At 69.4% G+C, this 25,822-nt stretch carries 22 protein-coding genes; 10 read left to right on the top strand and 12 right to left on the bottom strand.

The window, feature by feature from the left end:
• Positions 1-106 precede the first annotated feature (106 nt).
• The 3 genes from ACLEQD_RS02645 to ACLEQD_RS02635 all read left to right on the top strand — a co-directional run bounded on the left by ACLEQD_RS02645 (position 107) and on the right by ACLEQD_RS02635 (position 4,667).
• Positions 107-1,801 (top strand): alpha/beta hydrolase, encoded by a 1,695-nt coding sequence (locus tag ACLEQD_RS02645; protein ID WP_410381510.1) that lies wholly within the window; start codon positions 107-109, stop codon positions 1,799-1,801.
• Between the two features lie 320 nt (positions 1,802-2,121).
• Complete coding sequence (locus ACLEQD_RS02640) at positions 2,122-4,200, top strand: sodium-translocating pyrophosphatase (RefSeq protein WP_410381508.1); 2,079 nt, start codon at positions 2,122-2,124, stop codon at positions 4,198-4,200.
• A gap of 269 nt (positions 4,201-4,469) precedes the next feature.
• Complete coding sequence (locus ACLEQD_RS02635) at positions 4,470-4,667, top strand: hypothetical protein (RefSeq protein WP_410381506.1); 198 nt, start codon at positions 4,470-4,472, stop codon at positions 4,665-4,667.
• A gap of 40 nt (positions 4,668-4,707) precedes the next feature.
• Here ACLEQD_RS02635 and ACLEQD_RS02630 read toward each other — a convergent pair whose 3' ends face one another.
• The gene (locus ACLEQD_RS02630) at positions 4,708-6,237 is read right to left on the bottom strand and encodes a M28 family metallopeptidase (RefSeq protein WP_410381504.1); all 1,530 of its coding nucleotides are present in this window, start codon (positions 6,235-6,237) and stop codon (positions 4,708-4,710) included.
• Positions 6,238-6,494: 257 nt separating this feature from the next.
• On the opposite strand from ACLEQD_RS02630, the gene ACLEQD_RS02625 reads away from it, so the two are divergent.
• Complete coding sequence (locus tag ACLEQD_RS02625) at positions 6,495-9,992, top strand: hypothetical protein (protein ID WP_410381502.1); 3,498 nt, start codon at positions 6,495-6,497, stop codon at positions 9,990-9,992.
• Positions 9,993-10,015: 23 nt separating this feature from the next.
• Here ACLEQD_RS02625 and ACLEQD_RS02620 read toward each other — a convergent pair whose 3' ends face one another.
• Entirely contained in the window at positions 10,016-11,032 is a 1,017-nt protein-coding gene (locus ACLEQD_RS02620) for an alcohol dehydrogenase (protein ID WP_410381500.1), read from the bottom strand.
• A 254-nt stretch (positions 11,033-11,286) separates the two neighbouring features.
• Here ACLEQD_RS02620 and ACLEQD_RS02615 point away from each other — a divergent pair, with 254 nt between their 5' ends.
• Together ACLEQD_RS02615 and ACLEQD_RS02610 are read left to right on the top strand one after the other, a co-directional pair.
• Positions 11,287-12,669 carry an ATP-binding protein gene (locus ACLEQD_RS02615; protein WP_410381498.1) on the top strand — a complete coding sequence of 461 codons (1,383 nt, stop codon included), beginning with the start codon at positions 11,287-11,289 and terminating at the stop codon, positions 12,667-12,669.
• A 33-nt stretch (positions 12,670-12,702) separates the two neighbouring features.
• Entirely contained in the window at positions 12,703-13,638 is a 936-nt protein-coding gene (locus ACLEQD_RS02610; RefSeq protein ID WP_410381536.1) for an NAD(P)-dependent oxidoreductase, read from the top strand.
• 11 nt (positions 13,639-13,649) lie between these two features.
• On the opposite strand, the gene ACLEQD_RS02605 is transcribed toward ACLEQD_RS02610, so the two are convergent.
• The 3 genes from ACLEQD_RS02605 to ACLEQD_RS02595 all read right to left on the bottom strand — a co-directional run bounded on the left by ACLEQD_RS02605 (position 13,650) and on the right by ACLEQD_RS02595 (position 16,759).
• Positions 13,650-14,390, bottom strand: coding sequence for a fatty acid desaturase (locus tag ACLEQD_RS02605; protein WP_410381496.1), 741 nt, complete (start codon positions 14,388-14,390; stop codon positions 13,650-13,652).
• A gap of 174 nt (positions 14,391-14,564) precedes the next feature.
• Positions 14,565-15,434: an OmpA family protein gene (locus ACLEQD_RS02600; RefSeq protein ID WP_410381494.1), complete on the bottom strand. Its 870-nt coding sequence runs from the start codon at positions 15,432-15,434 to the stop codon at positions 14,565-14,567.
• A gap of 146 nt (positions 15,435-15,580) precedes the next feature.
• A complete protein-coding gene (locus tag ACLEQD_RS02595) occupies positions 15,581-16,759 on the bottom strand; it encodes a right-handed parallel beta-helix repeat-containing protein (protein WP_410381492.1) in 1,179 nt (392 codons plus the stop codon).
• Positions 16,760-16,933: 174 nt separating this feature from the next.
• Here ACLEQD_RS02595 and ACLEQD_RS02590 point away from each other — a divergent pair, with 174 nt between their 5' ends.
• Positions 16,934-17,083, top strand: coding sequence for a hypothetical protein (locus tag ACLEQD_RS02590; RefSeq protein WP_410381490.1), 150 nt, complete (start codon positions 16,934-16,936; stop codon positions 17,081-17,083).
• A 1-nt stretch (position 17,084) separates the two neighbouring features.
• On the opposite strand, the gene ACLEQD_RS02585 is transcribed toward ACLEQD_RS02590, so the two are convergent.
• Entirely contained in the window at positions 17,085-18,128 is a 1,044-nt protein-coding gene (locus ACLEQD_RS02585) for an NAD(P)-dependent alcohol dehydrogenase (RefSeq protein ID WP_410381488.1), read from the bottom strand.
• 145 nt (positions 18,129-18,273) lie between these two features.
• Here ACLEQD_RS02585 and ACLEQD_RS02580 point away from each other — a divergent pair, with 145 nt between their 5' ends.
• Entirely contained in the window at positions 18,274-19,179 is a 906-nt protein-coding gene (locus ACLEQD_RS02580; protein ID WP_410381486.1) for a LysR family transcriptional regulator, read from the top strand.
• Between the two features lie 21 nt (positions 19,180-19,200).
• Here the strand turns inward: ACLEQD_RS02580 and ACLEQD_RS02575 are convergent, their stop codons facing one another.
• Positions 19,201-20,190, bottom strand: a complete 990-nt coding sequence (locus ACLEQD_RS02575; protein ID WP_410381484.1) for an aldo/keto reductase — start codon at positions 20,188-20,190, stop codon at positions 19,201-19,203.
• A gap of 323 nt (positions 20,191-20,513) precedes the next feature.
• Between ACLEQD_RS02575 and ACLEQD_RS02570 the strand changes: the two genes are divergently transcribed.
• Positions 20,514-20,819: a hypothetical protein gene (locus ACLEQD_RS02570; protein WP_410381482.1), complete on the top strand. Its 306-nt coding sequence runs from the start codon at positions 20,514-20,516 to the stop codon at positions 20,817-20,819.
• A 49-nt stretch (positions 20,820-20,868) separates the two neighbouring features.
• On the opposite strand, the gene ACLEQD_RS02565 is transcribed toward ACLEQD_RS02570, so the two are convergent.
• From ACLEQD_RS02565 to ACLEQD_RS02545, 5 genes are all read right to left on the bottom strand, one after another.
• The gene (locus ACLEQD_RS02565) at positions 20,869-21,540 is read right to left on the bottom strand and encodes a tyrosine-protein phosphatase (RefSeq protein WP_410381480.1); all 672 of its coding nucleotides are present in this window, start codon (positions 21,538-21,540) and stop codon (positions 20,869-20,871) included.
• Between the two features lie 66 nt (positions 21,541-21,606).
• A complete protein-coding gene (locus ACLEQD_RS02560) occupies positions 21,607-22,926 on the bottom strand; it encodes a Kelch repeat-containing protein (protein ID WP_410381478.1) in 1,320 nt (439 codons plus the stop codon).
• A gap of 289 nt (positions 22,927-23,215) precedes the next feature.
• Entirely contained in the window at positions 23,216-23,551 is a 336-nt protein-coding gene (locus ACLEQD_RS02555; protein WP_410381476.1) for a hypothetical protein, read from the bottom strand.
• Positions 23,552-23,724: 173 nt separating this feature from the next.
• The gene (locus ACLEQD_RS02550; RefSeq protein WP_410381474.1) at positions 23,725-24,153 is read right to left on the bottom strand and encodes a DUF4326 domain-containing protein; all 429 of its coding nucleotides are present in this window, start codon (positions 24,151-24,153) and stop codon (positions 23,725-23,727) included.
• Positions 24,154-24,248: 95 nt separating this feature from the next.
• Entirely contained in the window at positions 24,249-24,638 is a 390-nt protein-coding gene (locus ACLEQD_RS02545) for a hypothetical protein (RefSeq protein WP_410381472.1), read from the bottom strand.
• 219 nt (positions 24,639-24,857) lie between these two features.
• Between ACLEQD_RS02545 and ACLEQD_RS02540 the strand changes: the two genes are divergently transcribed.
• On the top strand, positions 24,858-25,822 hold a 965-nt coding region (locus tag ACLEQD_RS02540; protein ID WP_410381470.1), incomplete at its 3' end, for a CCA tRNA nucleotidyltransferase.

Here is a 25,822-nt window from a genome sequence, read left to right as displayed (position 1 = left end):
TCTCGGGGCCTACCCTCTGGAGTGCGCCCTGGAGGGACGGCGAGCCCCAATGGCTGGCGTCTCCCTGGCTGGCAGGCCAAAGCCAGCGCACCTGCCCGGAGTCCGCATGGAGCACCTCCTCACCCACGCCGAGCAGCCCGTCGCGGCGGGCAAGGCCAGACGTGCAAGCCGCGCCTGGCCCCGCTGGCTCCGCTACACCTTGCCGGGGTCCTGGGTCGCGCTCCTCTTCGCATGTCTGGCTTTCACGCCGTCCCTGCTGCCGCGCGGCGGGCCCTTCCAGGGCTTCGTCAGCGGCCTCAGCGCGGCCATCGGTTATGGGCTGGGGTGTCTGGGCGCGTGGCTCTGGCGGGAGTTCGCGGACCGCCCCGCCAGGACTCCGCGCCCGCGCGCGTGGCAGGCCTTCTTCATTACGGGCGGCGTGGCGTTGGTCGCCTCGCTGCTGCTGGGCTGGCATTGGCAGCAGCGCATCCGCGAGCTCATGGGCATGGCCGCGTCGGGTGGCGCGGGGTACCTGCTCGCCCCCTTCGTCGCGGCGGTCGTCTTCTTCCTGCTCGTCGCCGTGGGCCGCGGGCTGCGCGCCGTGTCCCGCGCGTTGGCCGCGCGGCTCTCCAGGCACATCGGTCCTCGCGCGGCCCGTGCGACGAGCTTGCTGGCCGTGGTGGTGCTCACCGCGCTGGTGGCCAGCGGCGTGCTGTGGGACGGCCTCATCTCGATGGCGGACCGCACCCTGGCGGTGCAGGACTCGCTGACCGACGAGGGCGTGGTCCAACCCCGCACCGCGCTGCGCTCCGGGGGCGCCGGCTCACGCATCGCGTGGGAGTCCCTGGGAAGGGAAGGGCGCAACTTCGTGGGGCGGGGGCCCTCCGTCGAGGACCTCTCCCGGTTCCATGGCACGGACGTGAAGGAGCCGATCCGCGCGTACGCTGGCTACGCCTCCGCGCCGGACGCGGAGGGCCGGGCCGCGCTCGCGGTCGACGACCTGGAGCGGGCCGGCGGCTTCGACCGCGCGTACCTGCTGGTGGCGACGACCACGGGCAGTGGCTGGGTGGTTCCAGAGGCCGTGGACGCCTTCGAGTACATGACCGGCGGCGACTCGGCGATCGTCTCCATGCAGTACTCGCACCTGTGGTCGTGGCTCTCCGTCCTGGTGGATCAGGAGCGGGCCCGGGAGTCAGGCCGTGCGCTCTTCGACGCCGTCTACGAGCGCTGGTCCCGGCTCCCTCCCGCTCACCGCCCGAAGCTGCTGGTGTTCGGTGAGAGCCTGGGCTCCTACGGCGCGGAGACGGCGTTCAGCGGCGAGCGGGACCTGGCCAACCGCACCGACGGGGTGCTCTTCGTCGGGCCGCCGAACTTCAACACCCTGTATCGCGCGTTCACCGACCACCGGGACCCGGGCAGCCCCGAGGTGGAGCCCATCTACCGCCAGGGCCGCATCGTCCGCTTCAGCCGCAGGCCGGGCCAGGACATCCCGCCCGCGTCCGCGCCCTGGGGTGACTCGCGCGTGCTGTACCTGCTCCACCCCTCCGACCCCATCATCTGGTGGAGCCCCCGGCTCCTGGTGCGGCGGCCGGACTGGCTGCGCGAGCCGCGAGGCGCCGACGTCCTGGGGGAGATGGTGTGGATCCCCTTCGTGACGTTCTGGCAGGTGACGGCGGACCTTCCGCTGGGGATGGAAGTGCCCGCGGGGTACGGCCACGTCTACACCGGCGAGCACGTGGACGGCTGGGCCGCGCTCCTCCGGCCCGAGGGCTGGAGCCCGGACCAGACGGCACGGCTGAAGGCCCTGCTGCGCGCACGTTGAGTGTGGCGCCCCTGTAAAGAGGGGGACTCAAACCTTCCCCCCCGCGGGCCGCTCCAGCGCGTCAGGGCTCCCTCCCCAGCCATGAATCATGAGTGAGTCCAGGCACTTATGGCCGCTCAGAGGCTCCGGTCCGCCGCGGCTGCCGCCAGGGGCCGCTCCCGCGCTGGCGGCCCCGGACGGGCCCTCCTTCCCGAGGAACCGCTCCGAGGCTCCCAGCTTGCCCTGAAATCACGTATAGGCCTCCGCACATTTCGCGCGGCACGCGAGCGATCCGCAGGGCGAGCGGTCTGAGGCCCCCCGGGACCGCTCTGGAGGAACGGATGGAGTTGTCGAGTCTCGAGTCGAATTTCTGGGCAATCGCACCGGGCGTCATCGGCGCCGTGGGTCTGCTCTTCTCTGCGTTCTTCTACTTCCGCGTCAAAGCGCTCCCCGACGGCGACGCGACGATGAACCGCATCGCGGGCTACATCCGCGAAGGCGCGATGGCGTTCCTCGTCCGCGAATACAAGGTGCTGGCGATCTACTGCGTCGTCGTCGCGGTGATCATCGGCCTGGCGCTGGGGCCGACGGCGAGCGCGAGCTTCGTGGCGGGCGCGTTCCTGTCGCTGCTCGCGGGCTACATCGGCATGAAGGCCGCGACGTACGCGAACGTGCGCACCGCGCAGGCCGCGCGCACCGGCTCCAAGCCGAACGCGCTGCTGGTCGCGCTGGATGGCGGCGCCGTGATGGGCCTGGCCGTCGCCGGCCTGGGCCTCATCGGCATGGGCGTCGTCTACTACTTCTTCCGCTCCAGCCCGGAGCTGTCCCCCATCCTCCACTCGTTCGCCGTGGGCGCCAGCTCCATCGCGCTCTTCGCGCGCGTGGGCGGCGGCATCTACACCAAGGCCGCGGACGTGGGCTCCGACATCGCCGGCAAGGTCATCGAGAACATCCCCGAGGACGACCCGCGCAACCCCGGCGTCATCGCCGACAACGTGGGTGACAACGTGGGCGACGTGGCCGGCATGGGCGCGGACATCTACGAGTCCATGGTGGCCGCCATCGTCGCCGCCATGGCCATCGCGCTGACCGCCAACTCCACGGAGCTGTCCCGCCTCGTGGTGGACACGAACGCGACGGGCTCCGCGAAGGTGGCGGGCGTCATCCTCCCGCTGGTGCTGTCCGCGGTGGGCCTGGTGGTCAGCCTGCTGAGCATCTTCATCGCTCGCGCGCTCAAGCACATGAACCCCGCGCAGGTCCTGCGCAGCGCGCTCATCATGCCCCCCGTCATCCTGGTGGGCCTGTCGTTCGTGATGATGAACGTGTTCGGCCTGTCCCAGTCCATCACCCTCGCGCTGGCCGCGGGCGCCTTCGGCGGCGCCATCATCGGCCTCGTCACGGACTACTACACCTCCTCCACGCCGGTGCAGCGCATCGCGGAGGCCTCCATCACGGGCGCGGGCACCAACCTCATCCGCGGCCTCGCGGTGGGCATGGAGAGCGTGGGCATCTCCATGGCGACCATCGCCCTGGTGGCCTACATCGCGGACCGCGCGCTCGGCCTGTACGGCATCGCGCTGTCGGCGGTGGGCATGCTGGGCGGCACCGCCGTCGTGATGACGGTGGACGCGTACGGCCCCATCTCCGACAACGCGGGCGGCATCTCCGAGATGTCCGGCCTGGGCCCGGACGTGCGCGCCATCACCGACGAGCTGGACGCGGTGGGCAACACCACGGCGGCCATCGGCAAGGGCTTCGCCATCGGCTCCGCGACGCTCACCGTCATCGCGCTCTTCTCCGCGTTCAACCTGGAGGTCAACCACACGCGCGTCGCCAACGGCCTGGCGGAGATGAGCCTGGAGTTGACCAACCCCAACGTCATCGTGGGCCTGCTGCTGGGCTCCATCCTGCCGTTCCTGGTGGGCGCCTCCACGATGCTCGCCGTGGGCCGTGCCGCCGGCGCCATCGTCGAGGAGATTGGCCGTCAGTTCCGTGAGATTCCCGGCCTGATGGAGCTCAAGGCGGAGCCGGACCCCAAGAAGATCGTCGACATCTCCACCAAGAGCGCCCTGCGCGAGATGATCTTCCCGGGCCTCATCGCCATCGTCGCCCCGCCGCTGGTGGGCTACGTCCTGGGGCCCCTCGCGCTGGCGGGCCTGCTGGCCGGTGCGCTCGTCGTCGGCGCCACCATGGCCCTCTACATGGCCAACGCGGGCGGCGCGTGGGACAACGCCAAGAAGTTCATCGAGAAGGGCAAGCTGCCGGGCCACGCGAAGGGCTCGGCGGTCCACAAGGCCGCCGTCGTCGGCGACATGGTGGGCGACCCGTTCAAGGACACGTCGGGCCCCGGCGTGGCCATCCTCATCAAGGTCATGAGCGTCGTCTCGCTGCTCGTGGCCTCGCTGATCGCGCTGCGGTAGCGCGCCCTCGGGGTGCGGCCCCCTGCCTGGGCGCCGCACCCTGGGTGTGGAAGACCGAACACCCGGCCGGGCGATGTCTGGCCGGGCCATGGGGCGGTGGGCGAGCGCGTGCTTACACTTCACGGTGTTCCGCGATCGCCTGCGCGCCAGGCCTCAGGAGCAGCAGCAGCCTCGGCCCTCACGGGCCTGACGCGCGCGCGCTCGCACCCGCTCCCTCGGGTGTGTGGGGGAGGAGTGCCGCCGCTGTTCCTCTGACAGTGAGGTGTCCCATGGTCCTGGAGCTCTCCCCGCAGCAGATCCACCTCCTCCGTGCCTGTCTGGCCGAAAGCATCGAGGGGCTGCACGACGAGGTCCTCCACACCGACGAGCGCGACCTGCGCGGCGAGCTGAGGGACCGGCTCGAGCAGCTGCAGGCCCTCCAGCGCCACGTGGATGCCCGGGTGCAACAGGATCAGCCGGCGCTCTGACGGGGGCTGGCCTGGCCCCCTGGTGGGGGCCGCCGGCTTTTCAGCGCGGGGCGGGGGCGGGCCTGCCCTCCAGGGGGTGTCCCCGGGCGCCGGTGGCCCACTCCTCCCAGACGTTGAAGGCCTTCATCTGCTGGCCCAGGTCGGTGTCCCGGATGAGCGCCTCCACCTCCGCGCGGCTCTGGCGGGGCAGCTTCTCGTCCATGGTGGCGAAGGCCCACGCGAGCGCGCCCACCACCGCCGCGTTGGCGCGCAGCGTGCGGGCGTCGCACTGCTCGAACTCGTCCGAGCGCGCGTGGTAGTTGGGCCCGTACGTGGCCGGTTCCTGGTTGGCGATGAGGTTGGCCACGCCGTGCATCATGAAGTCGAAGTTGTCCGTGCCCACCACCGGCACGTCCAGCTGCGTGAAGGGCCCCAGGCCCTCCACCGGCTTCAGCGCCCGGTCCACCAGCGGCACCAGCGGTGCACGGCCGTTCGTGTAGAAGCCGGTGATGCGCCCGCAGCCGATGTCCACCGACAGCGCCAGCGTGTGCCGGTCCAGCTCCGCCGCGTGCGTGCGCGCATAGCCGGCCGAGCCGTACATGCCCTGCTCCTCGCCGTTCCACAGCGCGAAGCGCAGGGTGCGCGCGGGCTTCAATCCCAGACGCTGCATCTGCCGCGCGAGGTCGAGCAGCATCGCGACGTTGGCGCCGTTGTCCAGCGCGCCACCGCCCAGGTCCCAGCTGTCCAGGTGCGCGCCCAGCACGACGACCTCGTCCGGACGCGTGGTGCCGCGAATCTCGCCGATGACGTTGCGCGCCTCGTAGGGGCCGCCCGTGCGCAGGTCCAGCGCCGCGGTGAGGCTCAGGGCCTTGCCCGCGCGCAGCAGCCGCAGCGCGCGCTTCGCGCCGTCGCGCTCCATCACCATCATGGGGCGGGTGTTCCGGGGGCCCACGGAGACGCTGTGCCGGTAGAGCTGGTTGCCGGGCCGGCTGCCCATGTAGACGACGCCGGCCACGCCCGCGGCGAACGCGCGGGATTCGATGAGCGCCGCCTCCTCGTACTCGCGGAACAGCCCGTCGACGTCCTTGAGCTCGTCTGTCTCCACCAGCAGGAACGCGCCCCGCGCCTTCGCGCCCACCCGCTGGAAGTCCGCCTCGGTGCCGCGGCCCACCTCCAGCAGCGGCGCGGTGAGGCCGCCCCTGGACGTGGCGGTGGAGAAGGGCATCGCGGCCACGCGCGGGGTGAAGCGCACGCCCGGGCCCTGCACGGAGGCGGTGGCGCCGCGCTCCAGCCACAGCGCCGGCATGGGGAAGGGCTCCGCGCGCGCCGTCACGCCCGCGGCGCGGAAGCGCTCCAGGGCCCACTCCACGGAGCGGGTGTTGGCGTCGGAGCCCGTGGCCCGGCCGCCCACCTCGTCCACCAGCGAGCGCAGGTCCTCCAGCATGGGCGTGCCTCCCAGCACGCTCCCCACGAGCAGCGCGGCCTCGCGCTCACGCGCGGAAGGGAGGGGCGCGTCGGCCCTGGAGGGTGCCGGGAGGGCCAGGGCGAGGGACAGCGCCGCGAGGCGGAGCAGCGGGCGGGTAGGGGACATGCGAAGGGCACCGGGGGAAGAGGACGGCGCAAGCATCTCCACCCCGGCCGTCCCCCGGCAAGCGCGAGTCCCCACGCGGCCGAGGCCCTGCATGACGCAACGAGTGGGCGCCCCGCACGCGTCCCCGCCAGACGCGGCCGCTTGTCCGAGAGACGCGGCTTCGGGCCTGGCCGCGCACCGTCTCACCAGGAGTCGTGGATTCCATCTTGCATTGAGGGTTCTCCAGCCTCCGCACTCATCCCCCGTGAGTCCCCGACATGATCTTCTTCGTCGTCCAACCCAACGACCCGAACTTCGTCGCCATCAAACAGCCGAACCCGGGGCCCGTGGGGCCGTGGGGCCGCGTCAACGTCAGGCTGGTGACATGGAACGCGGTGTACCCGGGCCTCGCGACCTTCTTCGAGGCCATCGTGTGTACGGCACTCATGGACCCGGTCTGTCAGGGGATGCTCGCGACGATGGAGTCCGAGTTCGCGATTGCCCCCCTCGACCCCTCCTTCCTGTCCGAACCGTCGCGATTGAGCCGGGTGACGGCGCTCTTCTACGGAGTGCTCCGCTACTGGTGCAGCCCTCAGATTGGCAATCCCCAATCCCCCACACCGGCGCCGTTGAAGAAACCGACAACGCACATCCGTCTCTGGTTGCCGATGCTGGAGGAGGGCGCGACGCCCGATGCCATCACCTCCCTCTACAAGGACCTGAAGGCCACTCCGCTCTCGACAGCGACGCGCCGGGCCCAGGTCCGCATCTACGACAACATCGTGGAGGCCGCCCGGGCGGTCCTGGCCGAGGTCACGACCTCTCCCATCCGGCGGCTCGACAAGCTCTTCGCCCTGAAGCTCACGAACAGCACGCGGATGCTGGCGCGGCAACGCGCCCTCATTGGCGCCTACGTCCACAGGTGTGATGAGTCCATCGACACGGCCATCACCGAGAAGAAGCAGATCTTCACGATCAAGGTCTGCCAGTACCTGGCCTATTACTTCGGTCCGGACCTCTGCAAAACCCTCAACGCGCTCGAGGCGCTCAAGGCTCGCGAAGTCATGGACGCGTTGATCGCCTTCGCCCTGGAAGACTCGGACGAGACGGCCCTGGCGCCCCTTCCCGAGGCGGTGCGGGCCATCTGGCGACGGCTTCCCCCGGTGGCGCGCTGCAGTGTCCTCATCAATGATCTCCGCAAGCTCGTGGAGGACCCCAAGTCCCCCACCGATGTCCGCGCCGCGCTGGCGCTGCCGAAAGAGACGCTGTTGGGGGGGGAGGGGCCTCCGCGGCTCTGGCCGCGCACGTACCGGGTCATCCGTCCGGAAAGAAAGACATTCGACAACGTAGCGCAAGGGGTGAATGTGCGATTCCTCGCCGCGTGGAATCCGGATGAATACGCGGAATATGTCATGACCTACCGGATGAACCTCTGCCCCCTGTGGGGAGGCGTCTCCGGTCATGCGGCCAATGCCATCTATCACTGGCGGGAGCACCTGGATGAGGACTCGCCAGAGGACATGGCGTCGGTCGTGGCCGCGAGCCTCTTCGTGTTCTGGCGGTTGTTCTATGACATCCGCATCAGCCCCACCCATACCCTGACGGAGACGTTCGAGGCGACGCTTGCTCCGAGGGACAAGAAGGTGCTGGACCCGGAAGAGGCCCACAATGGCGTGGAGATCGCGGCGGTTCCTTCCTTGCGGGGGCGGGTTCCCAAGTCGGACGGTCCGCCCCAATCCATCGCGCGGGTGATACCGAAAGGGCTGGACGATGCGTTCGAGGTGCTCGAGCTGTGCCGGCTCAGGGACGGGGACCGGCAAGGTGCCATCAACCCCATCGGGCTGGTGCGGACGCTGGCGCGGGCCTACTGGGAAGGGCAGTCCTTCGCTGGCTACGACACGGTTCGACAGGCGGTCGACCTCGAGCGGAAGAAGCTCGCGGACCAGAAGTACTGGCTTCCCCAGTGGTCGCACGACACGACCTCCCATATGGGCACGAGCGTGCAAGCCTATGCAGGGCCTGAGGACCCAGACATGCGTCCCGTCCGGCCCGAAGTGTCCCGGTATGCCGTGGAGAAGTTGGGCCCTGTCCTGTTGCGGTTGTGCACACGGCCAGAGGGAAGGCGCGAGTCCCGGGCGCCCTGGGCGGTGCATGCACGGACCTTGAGCGAGTTGAAGCAGCGTCCCAGGCAGTTGGAAGCCCGTCGCGAGCATGCCGAAACCCTGCTGAGGCGCGGGATGCGGGAACTGGAGGCGATCGAGCCGCTCGTGGGTGTGCAGGAGGGGCTGGCCCCCGCGCTCCTGCCGCACCTGCGGGCCGTGGAGCGGACCTTCCGGGTCTGCATCCAGTGGTTGGAGCCCAACTCGCCCGAAGGGCGGGCCCCGACAGTGGGCATCCTGCCGTTCGAGCTCATGACGATGCTCTGGGCCTGGCTGTCCGTGCTGCCTCGGCTGCTTCAGGAAGCCGCGAAGCCCTCCCTGCACCTGTCATTCCAGGAGACGCTGAGAATGGCCGCGGAGGCGCTGGAGCAGCTGAAGGCGGAGTTGATGCCCCTGCTGCCGTCGTCCGCGCGTGCGGGGACGCGGGACGAGGGCGGGCGAAGGAAACCCGACACCCTCGTGACGCACGGGCCTGCCCCTGAGGTGAAGGCGGCCCGGGCGGCGGTGAACCGGCTGATGTCCTCATTGAAGCCGCTGCTCCAGTCCCTGGCGAACGAGATGCGAAGCGGCATGGGGCTCGCGAAGCAGTGCTCGCTGCCGTGCCGTACCGCCGTGCATCAGGCCCTGCGCTTCTTGGAGGAAGACGAGGCGCTGCTGAAGCTGGCCACGACCCCGTTCCATGAAGGCCGGACCCTGACGCGGCTGTCGGATGATGCCATCGAAATCAAGGTACGGCAGTTGGTGCGGGACCTGCCCGGTGGGCTGCGCTCGCTCGTGAAGATGCTGCGAGCGCATACGCGAAGCTCGAACGTCTCGTCCGTGAACCGTGGCTTCCTGAACTCTCATGCGACCCGGATCGAAGCGTTGCTCCCGGAAGTCGAGGGATTGAAGCTGTCCCCCCACGACGACCTCCCCCAGGAGCGCTGGGACCCCTCCGAAATCCTCTCGCATGCGCGCAAGTCCCAGCGGCCCGTGACCCGGAAGCACTCTGGGACTTCATCGCCTTCCTTCGGTCCGCCAGGACCCCGTGTCAGCGGCAGGCCGTCCAGGTCCACGCGTGCCTTCACCGGGAGGATGGACACTCACAGGTACACAGGAGACGAGATCTGGGTGCTGCTCGGGTTGTACCTGCATGACCGCCGCGACCGGGTCTACATCATGGAGGGCATCGACGCGCATCTGCACCAGGGCTTCCCCCTGGAGGACAACCTGCGCCGGGTCCGTGATGCCCTCCGGGACACCGGAACCGAATGCATCGTGGTGCCGGTCCATGTCGGAGGCGATCACTGGACGGCGCTCTCCCTCCACTTCGACCTCCTGGCCACGAAGCCCTATCTCTCCCCCAGGATCCAGTACGTGGACCCGCAGGGAACGCGAGGCCTGCCCGAGACCCTGCGCCTGTCCCTGCTCAGCCTGTTCCCGGACGCCACCCTCCATGTGTCGGATCGCGTCTATCAACCGCTGGAAGACTCCCACAACTGTGGCCCCTGGACGGTGGCCCTGCTGGAGCACCTGGCGAGGAACGCAGGCGCGCCGCCGTTGGTGACGGCCTTCAACATCCAGACGCGCCGTACGGAGGATGGAACGCGTCTGCGTCAGGTGTTGGACCGGCACTGAAGCGCGAGTCCCCGCCCGCGCCTTCAGCGCATCTTGAGCACGACCCGGAAGCGGGCCTTGTTGCTCATCATCCGCTCGTAGGCCTCCGTCGCGCGCTCCAGCGGGAACACCTCATTGCGTGAGCGCACGCCCGCGAGCGCGCTGAAGGCCATGGCCTCCTGCGAGTCCTGGGGCACGCCGCTGGGCCAGCCCTGGATGCGCGTGCGCTTGCCAATCATGGACAGGCTGCTGACGGGGATGGGCTCCGCGCCCGCGCCCAGCAGCAGCAGGGTGCCGTTGCGTCCCAGGCCTCCGAGCAGCTCTCCCGCCAGGCTGCTGCTCGACGCGGTCATCATGATGACGCGCGCGCCGCCGAGCTTCTGGAGGGCCTCGGCCGGAGAGCCCTTCTCCGTGTCGATGTACTCGTGCGCGCCCAGCTCGAGCGCCAGCGGCCGCTTGTCCGCGCCTCGCGAGATGGCGGCGGTGCGGTAGCCGAACTTGTGGGCGTACTGGATGGCCAGGTGGCCCAGGCCGCCAATGCCTTGCACCGCCACCAGGTCACCCGGCCGCGCCCCCATGTTGCGCAGGGAGTTGTACGTGGTGACGCCCGCGCAGAGCAGGGGCGCGGCATCCTCGGAGCCCATCCCCTCCGGGACGCGGGCCAGCGCCTCCTGGGGCGCGACCAGGTACTCCGCGTAGCCGCCGTCGTAGCTGATGCCGCAGATCTGCTGCTTCTCGCAGGTGACGAAGTCCCCGCTGCGGCACGCGACACACTGGCCGCAATGGCCCCCGTGCCAGCCCACGCCGACGTGCTGTCCTTCCTTCCAGGCCGTCACGCCGGGACCCACCTGGTCGATGCGGCCCACGACTTCATGGCCGGGCACCCGGGGGTACTGGATGGGCATCCAGCCCTCCTTGGTGATGGCGTCGCTGTGGCAGACGCCACACGCTTCCACGGCGAGCCGGACCTGCCCCGGACCGGGCTCGGGGACCTCGCGCTCGACGACCTCGAGCGGGCCTCCCGCCTTCGGCACCTGCACTGCCTTCATCTTCCTGGCCATGGCGTCTCCTCGGAGGGAGGGATGGGGATGACGCGGTGCGCGCGCACGGGGAGTAGGGGAGGACGCCGGGTCGGAGGGCGAGCAGGAAGGACAGGCCCTGGCCACTCATCGAACGTCAAAGAGTCGCAGTCTGGCATTCAAAGCCAGTCAGGCAGACGACCGTTCCCGGCACCCAGGGCCCTGAACAAAGTCGTCTGGTTTCGGGAAGAGGGGCGAAGCGGATGCCAATTCCTCCGCCGGTTTTATGCTCCCTCATGCGTTCCGCCCAGGGAAGTCCGGCCCCGCGCCTGTCTCCGCCAGCCAAGGGCGACCACCACGTCCAGTTCTACGAGGCCCCGTCCTTCCTGTTCGACGTGGTCGCGAGGTTCCTGGCCACGGGTTTCCAGGAGGGTGAACCCGCTGTCGTCATCGCGACGGAAGCAAACCTCAGCGGCATCAAGGCGCAGTTGAAGACCATGGGCTTCGAGGTGGAGCCCGCCCTGGAGGACGGGCGGCTCGTCCTGCTGGATGCCCGGGATACCCTGGCGCGGTTCATGGAGGGAGGGCTGCCGGACTGGAGTCGCTTCCTGCAGGTCATCGGCGCGGTCCTCGACAGGAGTCAGCGCGCCGCGGGCGGGCGCAAGGTTCGCGCCTACGGCGAGATGGTGGACCTGCTGTTGAACGATCAAAACCCCCAGGCCGCGCTCCTCCTGGAGGAGCAGTGGAACGAGCTGGGCCGGTCGTATTCGTTCAGCGTGCTCTGCGCCTATGCGTTGGGAGGCTTCCAGACGCAGGAGGATGCGCGGACCTTCCATCAGGTCTGCGCCGCGCATTCCCACGTCAGTCCCACCGAGTCCTATTCGCAGGTCCCTGACGACGAGCTGCGCCTGCGCGAAATCGCCGTCCTTCAGCAGCGCTCCAGGATGCTCGAAGCAGAGATCGAGCACCGCAAGCGCGTGGAGAAGGAGCTGTTGACGGCGGTGCGGCTGCGCGATGACTTCCTGTCCATCGCCGGGCATGAGCTGCGGACGCCACTCACGGCCCTCCAGCTCCAGCTCCACTCGCTCGTGCAGCTGGTGCAACAGACCGGTGATCCCCACATGAGGGAGCGGCTGACACGGGCGCGGAAACAGGCGCAGCGGCTCGGAACCTTCGCGGAGCAGCTCCTGGATGCCGTCCGCATTGGCGCCGGGCGGCTCGCGCTCCAGGTGGGGGCGTGTGACCTGTCCGCGCTCGTGCAGGAGGTGGTGGAGCGTTCGGCCGAAGCGGCGGCCCAGTCGCGCTGTCAGCTCCGGGTGCTCGTCGATCCGTCGGTGCGAGGCCAATGGGACGGGGCGCGGCTCGAGCAGGTGGTGACGAACCTCGTCTCCAACGCCCTCAAGTACGGAGCGGGCGGGGCCGTGGAGGTGATGGTGAAGGCCTCCAGGGACAGGGCGACGCTCGTGGTCCGGGACACCGGCATCGGCATTCCCCTGGATGCCCAGGCCCGCATCTTCGACCGGTTCGAGCGCGCGGTCTCCACCAACCACTATGGTGGATTGGGGCTCGGGCTGTGGATCGCCAGACAGGTCGTCGAGGCGCACGGCGGTGTCATCCGCGTGGAGAGCGAACCGGGCCTCGGGGCCACCTTCACGGTCGAACTGCCGTACGGCGCCTGAGGCGCTGGGGGCCTCCACCCCGCCTGTGCTCTCATCCCCACGCGCCGGTCCCAGGACCGCGCTTGCTCGAAACAACAGGGGATTGAGATGACTTCCAGCCGTTCGACGAAGTTGGCGGTGATTGGCAGTGGGCTCATGGGCAGCGCGCTGGCGCGAGCGTTCGCCGCGGCGGGGCATGACGTCGCGGTGTGGAACCGGACGCACAGCAAGGCGAAGGCCGTGGGCGGTGGCACCGTCGCGTTCGAGAACCTGGTGGAGGCCGTCTCCGGACGGGAGCTGGTGGTCGTCTCGGTGTCCAACTACGCCGCCAGCGCCGAGCTGTTCTCGTCGCAGGCCGTCGCTTCGGCGCTGGCCGGGAAGACGCTCGTCCAGCTCACCAGCGGCTCACCGGCGGACGCCCGGGGAGGACTGGAGTGGGCGAGGGCCCACGGCGTGGACTACCTGGACGCGGCGATCCTCGCCTATCCCGCGTTCGTGGCCACCGACTACGCGATGGTCTTCTACGCCGGATCGCGCGCCGTCTTCGACAGGCACCTGGAGACCCTCCGGGCCATCGCCAAGAACTCCGTCTACGTCGACGAGAAGATCGGCTCCGCCGCGACGCTCGACTGCGCGATCCTGGAGGCCTACTACGGAGGCTCCCTGGCGGTCCTCCACGCCGCGGCGATGTGTCAGGCCGAGGGGCTGGACCCGAAGGCCTTCTTCGCCCAGAAGAACTCCTTCCTGGGGTTGATCTCCGTCACCGCCGACGCCGCGCAGGGCATGATCGAGAACAACGACTTCTCCGGCCAGCAGTGCAGTCTCAACACCCACGTGGCGGCCATCGAGCACATCGTCCGGCTGAGCACGGACGCCCGCATCAGCTCGCGCTTCCCCAGGGAGCTGCTGGAGAACTACCGGCGGGCCCTGGGCGCGGGCCTGGGCGAGCAGGAACTGCCCGCCGTGTTCCGCACCCTGAAGCAGGACTGAGCCCGGCCCCTTCAGAACGTCGCGCGCTTCTCCAACCCGGGGAGCGCCGCGTCCAGGCGCTTCGCCAGCTCCGGCAGCTTGATGGTGGGCACCGCCGGGAAGAGGTGGTGCTCCAGGTGATAGAACATGCTGAACGTGATCAGGTTCTTCCACCTGGTGCGCTGGGTCCGCGCGAGCGCCGGGGCATCCTGCGTGTCGTGATGCACGGTCCACACGGCGAAGAAGGCCATCAGGCACTCGCCCAGGGCCATCACCGCGACGTGGTAGATGAGGAAGTGGAGCCGCAGGTGGAAGACCCCGGCGACGAAGACCGCGATGGAGGCTAGCTCGAACAGGACGTTCCAGCGGTACTTCCTGTCTCCCTGCTGGAGCGTCACCTTGTGGATCAGCCACATGTGGACGGGGCCGTACAGGATGGCGCCGTACCAGGACATGCCCGCTGACTTCCCCTCGTAGTCTCCCTCCGCCAGGGTGTAGCGGTGATGTCTCAGGTGATTGAACTTCACCGCGTGGAGCGACACCACCATCAGCACGCTGTTGGAATACAGCGTGAACCAGGTCAGGAACCGGTTCGTGCCCAGCGCGCGGTGGAAGCCGTTGTGGACCTGTCTCAGGGCCGTGAGGAAGAAGAAGGCGGAGAAGGGCAGGGCGAGGGCGTAGTGCTCGAAGTACGCCAGCAGCATCGAGAACAAGAACCAGGGCAGGGTCAGGTTGTTCTCGATGAGGAGCTCCCGGGTCGAGAGCGTCCTCAAGTCCTTCCACTTCACACCGCGGAGCAGTTCCGGAGAGGCCATGTCGAGGGTGATGCCCGACGACGGGTGGAGCAGCGAGGCGGTTCTAACCGTCCCGCGTCCCGCTGGCGGTACACGGCCTTCCAGTGCATCAGCTGGCGGAGTCGGGGATAGAAGTCGGGCAGGCCCTCGCGACTACCGGCCCGTCTTCTTCCCGACGGCGGGCTTCACGGCGGACGCCTTCGCGGCAGTCCCCTTCACGGGCGTCGCCTTCAAGGACGCCGCCTTCGCGATGGCGGGGTTCCGCCGGGCGGCCTGCTCCGGGATCAACAACAGCTCGATGCGGCGGTTGCGGGCGCGCCCCTGCGGCGAGGCGTTGGCCGCCAGGGGCCGCGTGTCGCCGTAGCCCGCCGCGAGCATGCGCTTCGCGGGCACGCCGCCCTTGTCCTGGAGGTAGCGCACCACGTTGACGGCGCGCGCGACGGACAGCTCCCAGTTGGTGGGGAAGGTGGCCTGGAGCTTCTGCGTGGGCGGGGAGTCGTCCGTGTGGCCCGTCACCTGGATGAGCTTGTCATCCACCTTGGACAGCACGCCGCCCAGCCGGGTGAGGACCTCCTGGCCGCGCGCGCTGATGCTGGCGTCGCCTGAATCGAAGAGGACCTTGTCGACCAGGTCCACCTGGAGGCGGCCCCCGTCCTGCGTCAGGCGGATGGCGCCCTCGGCGATCTCCTTCTTCATCTTGTCCTGGAGGTCCTCGTAGGTGGCCTTGAGCCGCGCCAGCTCCGCCTCCTGCTCCTGCACCGTCTGGCTGAGCTGCTCCTTCTCCGTGTTGAGCTGCTCCTTCTCCGTGGACAGCTTCGCGTGCTCCGCCTCCAGCGCGGCCAGCTTTGCCTCCAGCTGCTGCTTCGCCGCCTCCGCGTCACTGGCCCGGGCCGCCGCCACGGCCGCCTCCGCATCCGCGCGGGTCGTGCTGCGATGCGACAGATACAGCACCAGGCCCGCGAGCACCGCCACCAGCGCCGTCACCAGCCAGGGGACCCAGGCCCTTCCGCGTTCCGTTTCCATGTCGCGACCTCCAGGGTGGAATGGACGGAGGCCACGCTAGTGAAGGGCCCCGGGTGCGCCTCAAGGCGACCCGGGTGCGTGCTTGTGTCTGGAGGTTCATTGTTCCAGCCAGGGCAGCCGGAGTGCGGCCGCCGCCGGCCGGGACGTCAATACATGGAGCAGGTGATGCCCACGCAGTCGCCCGCGGTGTTGTTTCGCGCGACGTTCCCGCCGCCGTCGAAGGCGGTGGGCGCGTAGATGCCGAAGCCCGTGTTGCCCAGGGCGACGTTGTCGATCACCGTGGGGGTGCTGGGCGGCTCCACGCGGAGTCCGTCTCCGTCGTTGCTCAGGAACTGGTTGCCGCGGACGATGCCCGTGAGCGGGACGGGGACGGCGGTCTGCAGGTCGGACAGCGTCAGGCCGCCTGCGTTGTCATAGAAGGTGTTGCCATCCAGATAGACCGTCAGGGCGGAGGTCTGGAGCCCCATGCCATTGCTGACGGCCAGCGTGTTGATCATCGCGAGCCGGTTCGTTTCCCAGACCGGCTGGAGGGCGGGCGCGAACGCGGCGTTGTTCGAGAGGAGCGAGTTCTCGAACCGCATCTCGTTGCAGGTGTAGGGGCCGCCGAAGTCGAGCTGCATCCTGCCCACCGCCTCGTTCCACGCGAGCGTGCTCCCAAGGATGCGAGCGGAGCCCCCGAAGCAGAGGATGACGAGCCCATTGGACGTGAAGGTGGAGTCGCGCACGTCGATGTGATGGAAGTCCGCGATCATCGCGGTCCCGTTGTGGGTGAAGGTCGAGGACCGCACGTCGAAGAGCCCCGTGGACGCGTCGAACTCGCTGTTCAGCCCCTGGCCGTTCCCGCTCACGCGGCACTGGGTGATGAGGAAGTTCGTATCCGACTGGCTGTAGACGGCGATGTCGTTGTCGAGGAGCGCCAGCTCGTGCAGCCGCAGGTTCAGCGTGTTTGAGGACCAGGGGGTGATGATGCCCCGGCCGAACCCCTGCACCGTGCCGTTGCGCACCATCCGGCCGTTGTCGACGACGATGCCTTGCGAGTCCTCGTTCGCCGGGCCGGTGCGGCGCACGGTGTGGCCGCCCAGGTCCAGCAGGATGCCTTCACCGTCGAGCCGGAGCGCGAAGGGCGCCGAGCCCGGGCAGTCGAGGTCGTGCGTGAGCCGCGTGTGTTCGGTGAGGGTGTCACCGCACCGGACGTTGAGGCCGGCGGTGAACTTCACCTCGGCTTCCACCTCGGAAGGGACCGTGCCACGGGCCTGGACGTCAGGTGCTCCCGTGAGCAAGGTGGTCACAGCCAGGGCCACCGTGAATCCGCGCGTCTGCTTCATGCTGCCTCCCCGGGCCGGAGAAGTCCGGCCACCGGCGGAGAGGCTATTCACGACGCTCTTCGCGGCTTCCCCCCCAGCGGTGTCAGCGCGCCGCCCGGGGGGCGACAGCGTGGCGGCGCCCAGGGGTGAAGCGGCTCACCCTGGCAGGAGCGTGGGGGGAACGGGCCTCACTGTGTGGGGAGACCCGTCGCCAGCCGCGTGTCGCGCGCTCCGCGCTCCCAGGACGTCGCTGCGACGGTGCTGCGCGCCTTCGGGCTGGAGCCGGGGAAGGACTTCTTCATCCCCGGCGGCTACGGCGTCTTCGACGGCGTCGTGAAGGGCTGAGCTACTTCAACGTCGCGGTGTCGATGACGAAGCGGTACCGGACGTCGGAGGCGAGCACGCGCTCGTAGGCGTCGTTGATCTTGCTGGCGGGGATGACCTCGATCTCCGCGCCGATGTGATGCTTCGCGCAGAAGTCCAACATCTCCTGCGTCTCGCGGATGCCGCCGATGAGCGACCCGGTGAACACGCGGCGGGGCATGAAGAGCGTGAACACGTTGACGGAGAGCGGCTCCGAGGGCGCGCCCACGTTGACCAGCGCGCCGTCCAGGGCCAGCAGGGACAGGTAGGCGTTCAGGTCGATCTTCGCGCTCACCGTGTTCACGATGAGGTCGAACGTGCCCGCGAGCTTCTGGAACGTCTCCGGGTCCTTGGTGGCGTGGTAGTGGTGCGCGCCCAGACGCAGGCCGTCCTCCTTCTTGCTCAGCGACTGCGACAGGACGGTCACCTCCGCGCCCATCGCGCGAGCGAGCTTCACGCCCATGTGGCCCAGGCCGCCCAGGCCCACGATGGCCACCTTCTTGCCGGGGCCCGCGCCCCAGCGGCGCAGCGGCGAGTACGTCGTGATGCCGGCGCACAGGAGCGGCGCGGCGGCGTCGAGCGCGATGCCTTCGGGGATCTTGAGGACGAAGTCCTCGGTCACGACGATGTGGGTGGAGTAGCCGCCCTGCGTGAGCTGACCATCCCGCCCGATGGCGCCGTACGTTCCGACCATCCCCTTGAGGCAGTGCTGCTCCTCGCCCTTGCGGCAGGACGTGCAGTCGCCGCACGAGTCGACCATGCAGCCGACGCCGACGCGGTCGCCGACCGCGTGCTTCTTCACCCCGGCGCCGACCTGCGTGACGATGCCGGCGATCTCATGGCCGGGGGCGAGCGGGTAGGTCGTCCCGCCCCACTCGCCACGGACGGTGTGGATGTCCGAGTGGCAGATGCCGCAGAACTTGATCTCGATGAGGACGTCGCGCGGGCCCAGCTCACGACGCTGGAGGGTGATGGGGCCGAGGGGCGACGTGGCGGAGCGGGCCGCGTAGGCGTTGACGGTAGGCATGGGTCTCTTCTCCGGGGGACTTGGGGCCAGTGGGCCCCGTTCTCGAGAAGAGAGATACGCGCCGGGCCCGCGGATGACTACGGGCGAGGGAGCCAATAGGCTCTTAACCCGTGCTTAACAGTGAGCTCGGGTATGGTCCTCGCGAATGAATACGGCGCCCTTCACGCAGCTGCAGGTGTTCCTCGCCGTGGCCCGGCTGCGCAGCTTCAGCGGCGCGGCGCGCGAGCTGGGGGTCTCCACCGCGGCGGTGAGCCAGGCGGTGCGGCAGTTGGAAGAGCAGCTGCGGGTGGTGCTGCTCACCCGCACCACCCGCAGCGTCGCGCTGACGGACACCGGCAGGCGGCTCGTGGAGGAGGCGGGCCCGGCGGTCGGGCAGACGCTCACCGCGCTTCGAGAGGTCTCCGCGCAGCCGGGAGAGGCCGTGGGCCGGGTCCGGTTGTCGGTGCTGACGGCGGCGGTGCCCTACGTCATCGCCCCGGTGGTGCCCACCTTTCGCGCGCGTCACCCGCGGGTGGAGGTGGAGGTCGTCGTCGAGGATCGCTTCGTGGACATCGTGGCCGAGGGCTACGACGCAGGCGTGCGGTTGAGCGAGGCCATCGAGCGCGACATGGTGCAGGTGCGGCTCACCGACGCGTTCCGCTTCGTGGTGGTGGGCTCACCGGCCTACCTCGCCCGCCACGGCACGCCCCAGCGTCCCGAGGACCTCCTGCGGCACGAGTGCATCACCTTCCGCTCGCAGACGACCGGGGCGCTCTACCCATGGGAGCTGGAGCGCGGCCGGAGGAACTGGCGCGTGCCGGTGCGCGGAGGCGTCATCAGCAACGACCTGCACCTGCTGACGACCCTGGCGGAGGCGGGCGTGGGGCTGGCGTATGCCTTTGAGCCAGCGGTGGCGGAGCCGCTGCGCACCGGGCGGCTCGTGCGGGTGCTGGAGGCCTACGCGCCCACCGTCCCCGGCTTCTTCCTCTACTACCCCAGCCGTGCGCAGCGCTCCGCGCCGCTGCGGCTCTTCGTCGAAGCGGCGCGAGAGCTGGCGGTCAAGGCCGTGTGAAGTGCCTCCGGCCGCCGCGCTTCAGCGATTGATCATCTTCTGCATCGCCTCGGGGTAGCGTTCCCCCTGCGCCGTGAGCGTCGAGGCCGCGTCCGTGAGCTCGCGGAGCTCGTCAGGCGTCAGCGTCACCTGGAGCGCGCCGAGGTTCTCCTCCAACCGGTGCGGCTTGGTGGTGCCCGGGATGGGAACCATCCACGGCTTCTGCGCCAGGACCCAGGCCAGCGCGAGCTGGGCCGGGGTCACCTTCTTCCGGGCCGCGACCCTGCCAATCAGGTCCACGAACGCCTGGTTCACCTTGCGTGCCTCCGGCGTGAAGCGCGGCAGGACGTTGCGGATGTCGCTCTTGTCGAACCGCGATGCGTCGTTCAGCTTGCCCGTCAGGAAGCCCTTGCCCAGGGGGCTGAACGGAACGAAGCCGATGCCCAGCTCCTCGAGGGCCGGGAGGATCTCCTGCTCGGGCTCGCGCCACCACAGCGAGTATTCACTCTGGAGGGCGGTGACCGGCTGGACCGCGTGCGCGCGGCGGATCGTCTTCACTCCCGCCTCGGAGAGGCCGAAGTGCCGGACCTTGCCTGCCTGGATCAACTCCTTGACCGCTCCGGCGACGTCCTCGATGGGCACCTCCGGGTCCACGCGGTGCTGGTAGAAGAGGTCGATCGTGTCGGTCCTGAGCCGCTTGAGCGAGGCCTCGGCGACCTGCTTGATGTGCTCGGGCCGGCTGTCCAGCCCGGCCTGCTTCCCGTCGGGAGTCAGCTTGAACCCGAACTTCGTGGCGATGACCACCTGCGCGCGGACGGGCGCCAGGGCTTCCCCCACGAGCTCCTCGTTCGTCCAGGGGCCGTAGACCTCGGCGGTGTCGAAGAAGGTGACGCCCCGGTCGACCGCCGTGCGGATGAGGGAGATCATCTCCCGCTTGTCCGCCGGGGGACCGAAGCCATGGCTCATCCCCATGCAGCCGAGCCCGAGGGCGGAGACCTCCAGATTGCTGTTTCCCAGTTTGCGCTTCTGCATGGTGCTCTCTCCTCTGTGCGTTCCGTCGCACGAAGAGAGATACGGCCCGGCTCCACGGCGGACCAGCGGCGTGGACGCAATGGGCTCTTAAGCCTGGCTTGAAAGTGGAGGGCGCCCTGGCTCGGAAGCGGCAGTCCAGCGCGCCAGCCCCCCGGCCACCCGGGGCACTGCCGGCCCACCTGTCCGACAGGCCTTGGGTCGGCGCAAGCGTTCAGTCACCAACGATGGCGGCGCCGGCGTCTGTCATTGCGCCCGGGGTGTGGCGTCTCCTGCCAGACGTGCCTGCCCTCGGGCAGACACATCCCCCTCGCAACGGAGTGTCGATGAACGCGCTGAAGAAGTCCCTGATGGCGGTCACTGCTGTCCTCGGCGTCGCCCCCACCGTCGCCTTTGCCTATCCGCCGCAGTGCTATGACATCTGCTACCTGTACGACTGCACCGGATCTTGTTTCGTGAGGACCATCCCCACCACCTGTGAGGCGTGGGGCGGGTATTGCTCCGCGTCCGCGCAGCCTTCAGAGGAGACCGCCTCCGTCTCCTCGGAGCAGACCCGGCGGTCCGAGGACACCGCGCCGGTCTGCGACGCCGCCCACCCGGAAGCGGAGCAGGCCCCGACCGCCAAGAGCTGAGCGTTCTTGAGCCTCCGCGAGGCCCGGCGTCATGTCCTGGCCTCGCGGTTCAGGCCAGGGCCGCGGCCAACGCGTCGAGCGCGCGCTCCTGCTGGACGGAGAGCCGCACCGCGGGCCGCGCCTCCCGCACCCTCGCGAGTGCCGTCTTCGCATCCGGCGCATCCCCCCGGGCCACGAGGAGCGCGGCGGCGATCATCCCCGTGCGCCCATGTCCCTGCGCGCAGTGGACGTACAGCGGCCCGGGCAGGGTGGCCAGTTCCCGAAGGACCGGGACCACCCGCTCCAGGGGCAACGTCGAGGCATCCAGAATGGGGAGCGACACGTAGCGGCAGGCGCTTCGGATGCCTTCCGGTTCGATGAACTCGGAAGTCAGGTCGAGCACCGCGCTGACGCTTGCGGGCAGCTCACCGGGCAGCAGCCGGCGTCCCACCAGGACCCCCGGCGCCACTTCGTCCAGGACACGCTCCCGGGAGATGCGCCGTGCCAGATACCAGGTGCCCCACGTGAGCAGCAGGTAGGGCAGGAGCGCGAGCACCGCCCCCGGACGCATCCGTCCATCCGCTTGCTTCCCGAAGGCCCGCGCACCCACTCCGGCGTAGGCGAGCGCCACGACGGCGAAGCTCACGGAGGGCCACAGCAGCAGCCAGCCAGCGCCTTGAATCCGCTGGGCCAGGAAGGCGAGGAGCAGCGCCGCGGTGGTGAAGACGAACGTGTATTTCATTCGCGGCGCAGCGTAGCCGGTTCCCGGGTGGCCTCCACACGGCGGAGGCCGACCCGGAAGTGACGGCTACTGGCTCACGACGCAGCCCGGCTGCGCGATGACACACCAGGAGGTGGCCTCACTGACGCAGATGCTGTCCCAGGCCGTGGTGCAGCAGTACGGGTCGCGGTTGCACACCGAGAACGCGCAGGAGTTGCAGTCCTTGCTCAGCGACGTGCCCGACGTACAGACGTTGTGGGTGCAGGCCGCGGCGACACAGACGTTGCTGGTGGAGCAGGTCTGCCCGGCGCCACAGGTGCCGCAGGTGAGGGTGCCGCCACAGCCGTCGGAGATCGTCCCGCAGGTCTTTCCCTGCGCCGCGCACGTCGTCGGGACGCAGGTGGCGGACGCGTCGAAGACCTCGATGCTGGCCAGCGCCTGCATGTTGCCCTGGGCGTTGTAGGTCGTTCCTCCGAGGAACAGGACGCGGCCGTTCGGCAGCGCCACGGTGGGGTGTTCGACGCGGGACTGGGTGAGCGTCCCCACCGTGCTCCAGGTGTGGGTCGTGGGGGAGAACAGCTCCACCTGCATCGTGTTGAAGGAGCCTCCGGCCATCAGGATGGTGCCATCCGGCCGCGTCACCGACGGCGCGGTGAAGTGCTGGACGGCGGTGGCGCCGGTGTTCGTCCAGGTGTTGGCGGCCGGGTCATACAGCTCCGCCGCCACGACGTAGCCCGTGACCAACGCCTTGCCGCTGGCGAGCAACTGCAGCGTGTGGCCATTGCGCCCCGCGTTCATCGGCGTGACGGTGGTCCACGCCCCCGTGGAAGGGCTCCAGAGCTCCGCGTGGTTGCTGGAGGACGTGGTGCCATTCCCACCGCCCGCCACGAGCACGCGACCGTCCGCCAGCAGCACCGCGGCCTGCCCCATCATCCCCGCGTTGAGCGAGCCCGTGGCCGCCCAGGTGTTCGTCGACGGGGTGTAGACGTAGGTCGTGGTGACGTAGCCTACGCCGCCCACCACCAGCACGCGACCGTCCGCCAGCAGCGTGGCGCTGTGGCCGTAGCTGATGCGCGGCAGGGGAGCGGCGGCGCTCCAGGTGTTGGTGGCGGGGTCGTAGCGCTCGGCGGACGCGATGACGCTCGAGTTGATGCCGCCCACGACCAGCACGGTGCCATCCTGCAACCGCGTGGCGGTGTGCGCGCGGCGCGCGGTGAGCATCGACGGACCGGCGACGGACGTGGCCGTCGCCGGGTCATACAGCTCCGTGGTGGCGTACGCGCCCGAAGGCGTCCCGCCGCCCGCCACCAGCACCTTGCCGTTGGCGAGCAGCGTGGCGGTGTGCTGATAGCGCGCGGACAGCATCGAGCCGCCGGACACCACGACCGCGGACGACTGGGAGGACACGAGGTCCTCCTCGGGTAATTCGCTCTCGGGACTGCAACCGAGACAGAACAGCAGGGGAAGGACGGCCAAGGACATCCAGCCAGAGGTGCGCATGTGGGGGGCTCCCGGGAAATGGGCCCACGACCATGGCATGCGTCGCCTGGATTCCTTTCATGAAACATGAACACAAGGCAGGTGTCTCAAGACACCCTGGCTTGTCTCAGGGAGCGGGAAAAGCCGGGCCTGAGCTGGTTTCAATGGGAGTCAGTCCACGCGGCTCTTCCTGGCAGCTCCGGCGCCAGCGGTTCAGCTAGCCCACGCTGTTCATCTGCACGGCGGTGGGCGGGACCCCAGCGACAGTGGCTTCCGCGGCCCTGCGCGTGTTGGCTTCCGTGGCGACCTGGCACAGCGCCACCTGCGCCTGGAGCTGGAGCGAGAAGGCCCGGCCCCGGCCGAACATCACGCCGATCAACGCCACCACCAGACCGCCCATCAAGACGATGAAGCCTTCCGCGTTCATGGCCTTTGCCAGCGCCGCGCCCGCGATGAAACCGATGACGCCCCACGCGAAGATGATGCCGGAAGCGCGGTCGTACAGCGCCTGCGCGTGCTTCGTGATGATGCTGGGATCGTAGCGAACCGCCATGGGAGCTCCGCTGGGTTGAGAAGAAGGGGCCAGTGGATCAGGCCCGCGCGACTCCATCCCACCGTGCGGAGCGCCTGGACATCCCCCGAGAGAGGGATGGCGCGTGCTACCGAATTGAGCCTCCCGGACAAAGCCCGCCTTGAGCCTGCGTCTCTCCCTGCGGGCGTGCCGCGTCATTGACGTGGACTGGAGTCCAGCCACGCGGCCAGCACGTCCGCGTGGCACGGGCCGGGCTTGCACCAGCAGCCCAGTCGCTTGCCGCGCAACGTCCGCACGTCGCGCAGGAAGTCCGCGTCGTGCTTCGTGCGCAGCTCCAGGTACCAGCGGAAGGACTCGAACGCATCCGGGCCGGGCGCCATCCGCCGCTGGGCCTCGTCGCGGATCCGCGCGGCTTCGTCGGCGGGCAGCTTCGCCAGCCAGGGCTCGAAGTACGTGCGGATCATCGCCTTCCAGGTCTTCACGCCTCCGGGCTTGAACGGGTTGCCGAAGCGGCCCGGTACGGGGTTGAGCGGGCCCGGCTTCGCCCAGGCGCGGAAGGCGCGGCCCACGTAGACGTCACAGGCGTTGTGCACGTGCACCGCGGTGGTTCGGGATTCGGACATGGCGCGTCCATCGTTAACAGACGCGCCCGCCGTGCGGGATGGCGGGGAAGGGGAGCGCTCCGGGAACGCCCCCCGGCCCCGTCAGCAGGCAGGGGTCACCAGGGGTGGATGCCCTGCTTCTCGTGCGGCGTCTGCGTGTACGTGGACTTGAAGACCGAGCCCGCCGCGTTGAGCACCGACCCGGCGGCCTCCACGCTCCCCTGTCTGACATTGCCCTTGCTGAAGCTCTCGAAGGCGTCCCGGGCGAAGCCCACGACCTCGCGCTGGTGCGCGTTGATCTCGCTGCGCTCCCCGCGCTCCACCTTGACGACGTTGTCGATGACGCTGTCCCGGGACCGGTCGGAGATGCCGACGTTCTTCTTGTCCAGGAAGTGGTTCATGCCGTTGACCTGCTGCCCGTAGTCGGTCTTCGAGCCGTCCGACGTGCGATCCACCTGGAGGCGGGAGGGGTTCTTGAACGTGTAGCTGCTGATGGCCTTGAGCATGGTCTTCCTCGCTGGGGGCGGCGGCCCCTGGCCCCGCCCGCGGTAGGTGCTGCGTTGAAATGATTGTCGGGGCGTGTGCGCGAGAGTTTCCTGAAGACTTTCATTTGCGCACGTATACGTCATTTGTCGTATGCCGGCCTTCACGGGGCCTCCGCAGTGGTCAGGCCCGCCGGAAGGCGGCAACGTACGCGCCCGCCTCCTCCCACCCCGTCCGCGGTCATGATCGCCAACCTCCACGACGCCGAAATCCCGAAGCCCGTGCTCGAAGTCATCACCCGCCTGCGCGAGCTGGGCCACCCCACCTATCTGGTCGGCGGCTGCGTGCGGGACATGGTGCGCAAGGTCCACCCCAAGGACTTCGACGTCGCGACGAGCGCGCTGCCGGAAGAGGTCCAGCGCGCCTTCCGCAAGGTCATCCCCACCGGCATCCAGCACGGCACGGTGACGGTGGTCACCGGCGGCAACCACGTGGAGGTGACGACGTTCCGTTCGGAAGGGGACTACCTGGACGGACGGCGCCCCAGCTCCGTGTCCTTCGAGCGCGACATCGTGAAGGACCTGTCCCGGCGCGACTTCACCATCAACGCCATGGCGTACAACCCGCTCGACCGCGAGCTGGTGGATCCGTTCGGCGGCCAGGTGGACCTGCCCGCGAAGCTCATCCGCTGCGTGGGCTCCGCGCAGGAGCGCTTCTCCGAGGACGGCCTGCGCCCGCTGCGCGCCGTGCGCTTCGCCGCCGTGCTGGGCTTCACCCTGGACCCCGCCACCCGCGACGCCATCCCCGCGACGCTGGCCGTGTTCCGCAAGGTCGCGCTGGAGCGCGTGCGCGAGGAGCTGCTCAAGCTGCTCCTGTCCCCCCGCGCGGAGACGGGGCTCCACCTGCTGGCCGACACGGGGCTGATGGAGGTCTTCCTTCCGGAGGTGGCCCGCGTGGACGCGGAGGCCGCCCGGCTCGCCCGCGCCGCCGTGCAGGCCGCGCCGCTGGACGCGGACCTGCGCATGGCCACGCTGCTCGCGGACATCGACACCGCGACGCAGGCCCGCGACCTGTGCCTGCGCCTGAAGTTCCCCAACAAGTCCGCCGACCTCATCGGCCTGCTCGTCGAGCACGCGAAGCTGGAGACGCGCGTGAACGACACGGACCCCGCGCTGCGCCGGCTGCCTCGCCGCGTGGGCTCCCGCAG

The organism is Corallococcus sp. 4LFB, from assembly GCF_046520365.1.
Lineage (GTDB): Bacteria > Myxococcota > Myxococcia > Myxococcales > Myxococcaceae > Corallococcus > Corallococcus caeni.
Note: the sequence above shows the minus strand (reverse complement) of the source record. Positions and strands in the feature narration are given on the sequence as shown.

Coding starts and splice junctions, on each gene's coding strand:
- ACLEQD_RS02645 (WP_410381510.1), top strand. CDS start 107: ATGGAGCACCTCCTCACCCACGCCGAGCAGCCCGTCGCGGCGGGCAAG.
- ACLEQD_RS02640 (WP_410381508.1), top strand. CDS start 2,122: ATGGAGTTGTCGAGTCTCGAGTCGAATTTCTGGGCAATCGCACCGGGC.
- ACLEQD_RS02635 (WP_410381506.1), top strand. CDS start 4,470: ATGGTCCTGGAGCTCTCCCCGCAGCAGATCCACCTCCTCCGTGCCTGT.
- ACLEQD_RS02630 (WP_410381504.1), bottom strand. CDS start 6,237: ATGTCCCCTACCCGCCCGCTGCTCCGCCTCGCGGCGCTGTCCCTCGCC.
- ACLEQD_RS02625 (WP_410381502.1), top strand. CDS start 6,495: ATGATCTTCTTCGTCGTCCAACCCAACGACCCGAACTTCGTCGCCATC.
- ACLEQD_RS02620 (WP_410381500.1), bottom strand. CDS start 11,032: ATGGCCAGGAAGATGAAGGCAGTGCAGGTGCCGAAGGCGGGAGGCCCG.
- ACLEQD_RS02615 (WP_410381498.1), top strand. CDS start 11,287: ATGCGTTCCGCCCAGGGAAGTCCGGCCCCGCGCCTGTCTCCGCCAGCC.
- ACLEQD_RS02600 (WP_410381494.1), bottom strand. CDS start 15,434: ATGGAAACGGAACGCGGAAGGGCCTGGGTCCCCTGGCTGGTGACGGCG.
- ACLEQD_RS02595 (WP_410381492.1), bottom strand. CDS start 16,759: ATGAAGCAGACGCGCGGATTCACGGTGGCCCTGGCTGTGACCACCTTG.
- ACLEQD_RS02585 (WP_410381488.1), bottom strand. CDS start 18,128: ATGCCTACCGTCAACGCCTACGCGGCCCGCTCCGCCACGTCGCCCCTC.
- ACLEQD_RS02580 (WP_410381486.1), top strand. CDS start 18,274: ATGAATACGGCGCCCTTCACGCAGCTGCAGGTGTTCCTCGCCGTGGCC.
- ACLEQD_RS02575 (WP_410381484.1), bottom strand. CDS start 20,190: ATGCAGAAGCGCAAACTGGGAAACAGCAATCTGGAGGTCTCCGCCCTC.
- ACLEQD_RS02570 (WP_410381482.1), top strand. CDS start 20,514: ATGAACGCGCTGAAGAAGTCCCTGATGGCGGTCACTGCTGTCCTCGGC.
- ACLEQD_RS02565 (WP_410381480.1), bottom strand. CDS start 21,540: ATGAAATACACGTTCGTCTTCACCACCGCGGCGCTGCTCCTCGCCTTC.
- ACLEQD_RS02555 (WP_410381476.1), bottom strand. CDS start 23,551: ATGGCGGTTCGCTACGATCCCAGCATCATCACGAAGCACGCGCAGGCG.
- ACLEQD_RS02550 (WP_410381474.1), bottom strand. CDS start 24,153: ATGTCCGAATCCCGAACCACCGCGGTGCACGTGCACAACGCCTGTGAC.
- ACLEQD_RS02545 (WP_410381472.1), bottom strand. CDS start 24,638: ATGCTCAAGGCCATCAGCAGCTACACGTTCAAGAACCCCTCCCGCCTC.